At 75.8% G+C, this 2982-nt stretch carries 3 protein-coding genes; 1 reads left to right on the top strand and 2 read right to left on the bottom strand.

Annotation, left to right across the window (positions count from 1 at the left end):
* The coding region (locus tag SZN_RS36455; protein ID WP_007505673.1) for a glycoside hydrolase family 26 protein at nucleotides 1-1208 on the top strand (1208 nt) is incomplete at its 5' end.
* On the opposite strand, the gene SZN_RS36450 is transcribed toward SZN_RS36455, so the two are convergent.
* Nucleotides 1199-2311 (bottom strand): GNAT family N-acetyltransferase, encoded by a 1113-nt coding sequence (locus tag SZN_RS36450; RefSeq protein WP_007505671.1) that lies wholly within the window; start codon nucleotides 2309-2311, stop codon nucleotides 1199-1201. The two genes, SZN_RS36455 and SZN_RS36450, sit on opposite strands and share 10 nt — an antisense overlap.
* Nucleotides 2308-2982: YveK family protein (locus tag SZN_RS36445; RefSeq protein ID WP_007505668.1), on the bottom strand; the 675-nt coding region annotated here is incomplete at its 5' end. The genes SZN_RS36445 and SZN_RS36450, both read right to left, overlap by 4 nt.

Here is a 2982-nt window from a genome sequence, read left to right as displayed (position 1 = left end):
CCGCCCCCGCGCCCTCCGCGGAGCCGCCCGCCGGCGCGCACGCCCCGCCGGGCAGGCCCGCGCTCGCACCCGCGTTCGGCGCGTTCCTGCACTACGGCCCCACCGGAGTCAGACGCATGCGGGAACTCGGCCGCTGGCTCGGCGGCCAGGAACCCCGCGTCGGGCACACGTACCTCCCGGGCGACGTCTGGAGCAACATCGAGGGCGCCAACGGCTTCCTCGACACCTGGGCCGCCTGGCGGCGCGCCCGCGCCGACCGGATGCTCGTGGTCAACGTGCCGATGATGGAGCGCAACGAGGCGGACGTCCCCGACCGGGAGGTCCGCGCCCTGCTGCGGCGCGCCGCCTCCGGAGCCTTCGACGCCCACTTCAGGACACTGGCCCGGCGCCTGGTCGCGCTCGGCGTGCCGGACACCGTCATCGTGCTCGGCTGGGAGATGAACGGCATCACCTACACCCACCGCTGCGCCCCGGACCCGCAGAGCTGGAAGCGGTACTGGCGGCGGATCGTGACCACCATGCGCGCGGTCGAAGGGGCCCGCTTCCGCTTCGACTTCGCCCCGAGCCGGGGCACCGACGCCGTCCCCTGGCCGCGGTGCTACCCCGGCGACGACGTCGTCGACATCGTCGGCATGGACTCCTACGACCAGCCGCGCGGGCTCAGCTTCGACGAGCAGGTCACCGAGCCCTACGGCCTCCAGTACCAGGTGGACTTCGCGCGCAGGCACGGCAAGCCGATCTCCTACCCGGAGTGGGGCCTGTTCCGCAACGGCGACAACATCACGTACATGCTGCGGATGCTGGCCTGGATGGACCAGTACAAGCCGCTCTACCAGACCATCACCGACTACTGCCCGCACGGCGTGTGGCTCTGCTCGGACAACCCGCGGGCCTCCGCCCTCTACCGCGTGCTGCTGTCCGGCGCCCTCGCCCCGCGGCCGGACCCGGGGCCGCTCACCCCGGCCCCGACCCCGGTCCCGGCCGCCACCCCCGACCCGACCCCGACCCCGACGCCGACGCCGACGCCGACCTCGACGCCGACGCCGACCCCGACTCCCGACCCGCCCGCGACCACGCCCGTCCCCGCACCGGCGGCCCTCGCCTCCCTGCCGCCCGGCTGCACCCCGGCCGAACTCCAGAAGTGGCTGGGTCAGGAGGCGGGCGGCGCCTCCTCCGCCTGTCTCGCCCGGGCGAAGCGCTACCGCTGATCGGGCAGGGAGGGGTCCGTGCGCAGCAGCCGCCTGGCCCGCTGCCGGGCGTCCGCCTCACCCGCGGCGGCCGCCAGCAGCGGGGCGGTACGCCGCCTGGCCAGCAGAAAGCGCTGGTTGACGACCGTCTCGGGACACCAGCGGTACTTGTACGGCTCGTCCCCGCGCAGCAGGCTCAGCGCGCGCGGGTCGCCGGGGCCGAGATCCTCGGTGGTGGCGTTGAGCAGCATCGTCGCCACATCCACCCGGCGCTCGCGCAGCGTCGGATGGAAGCCGTACATGTACATCCCCATCAGACGGTCCGACAGCAGCGAGAAGTTGACCGCGACCACCGTGCCGTCGAGCAGGAACTCGGTCGCCCTGGCCTGCCCCGAGCGGGCCATCGGCACCCCCGCGCGCACCAGGTGCTCCAGGAACCGCGGCCGCAGATGCTCCGGCGACACCTGCCGGTCCGCCCACTGCAACCGGTGCAGCTCCAGCAGCCGGCGCAGTGCGCCCTCCGTCTCGTCGTCGCCGACCGCCCGCCACCGCACACCCAGCCGGCTGAGCTGGTTGGCCTTGTTGCGGATCCGCCGGGCGCGCGCCGCGGGCAGCCGGCCGACCAGCCCCTCCATGGGCAGGGCGGGCAGCTCCAGGCAGACCGAGTCGGGCAGCCGGCGGCGCGGACCGCGCCAGCACAGGTGGACCCGCTCCATCGCGCCGCCCGGCCGCACCTCGCGGAAGTCGACCAGCGCGGTGCGGGCCAGGTCCGCGAGCCCGTCCGCCAGGGCCGCCGCGGCCGGCGCGCCCGCCGACTCGTCCAGCAGCACGTCGCAGAAGTCGGTGATCGTGCCGCCCAGCGGCACCACCGCGGGCAGCGGGCGGTGCACCCGCATCAGCGGCGCCGCCGCCACGAGTTCGCCCTCCCTGCGCACCAGGACCAGCCGCAGCCGGCCCGGCACGCCGTACGACACCCACCAGGAGTGCAGCCAGGCGTGGCTCTGGAACGCCGTCGCCGAGGGGGACGCCCGGTGCAGGCGGTCCCACTGGCCGGCCAGCGCCGCGAAGGCGCGTTCGTCCGTGCAGACCTCGACCGACAGGGCCCGCGTCACCGTGGCGGTCATCCGAGCGTCCCGCGGGCGTCGGATGCGGCGGCGGGACCGGGCACCGAGGGCACGCCGCGGTCCTCCCCGTCACCGTCCTGGCCGTCCTGGCCGTGCCGCCGGGGCCGCGCGAGCAGCGCGAGCCCGCCGAGGAGCCCGCCCCCGCTGCCGCCCACGAGCGCGGTCAGCGCGGGCGACGCCGACGACGGCTCGCCCGGCTTCAGGGCGCGCGAGAGCCGTTCGAGGCGGATGCCCGTCCGTTCCTTGCTGAAGCCCGCCTCGCTGATCAGCGCGCGGGACACGGCGTTGGCGATGTCGACGGCCTGCGCGGGCGACGACGAGGTCGCCGAGACCGCGACCATCGGCGCGTCCGGGGAGGTCGCCACCTTCACGCTCTCGCGCAGCGTCGACACCGGCACGCCCGCCCACACCTGCGCGTCCCCGAGCACCGCGAGCTGCGTGGCGACCCGGCCGTACGCCTGCGCGAAGCCCAGCGCGTCGGTGCAGTCGGCGGACGTCGTGCCGTTGGGCACGGCCACGACCGAACTGGTCGCCGTGTACTGCGCGGGCTTGACCTGCCCGTACACACCGCCGCCCACGGCACCGATCAGTGCCGCGGCGGGCAGCAGCCCCCACACGGGGACGCGGCCGAGGCGCCCGCGGACGCGGTCGGCGGGCCGGGCGGGCTCAGC

The organism is Streptomyces zinciresistens K42 (genome assembly GCF_000225525.1).
GTDB lineage: Bacteria > Actinomycetota > Actinomycetes > Streptomycetales > Streptomycetaceae > Streptomyces > Streptomyces zinciresistens.
This window is presented reverse-complemented; position numbering and strand designations above follow the sequence as displayed.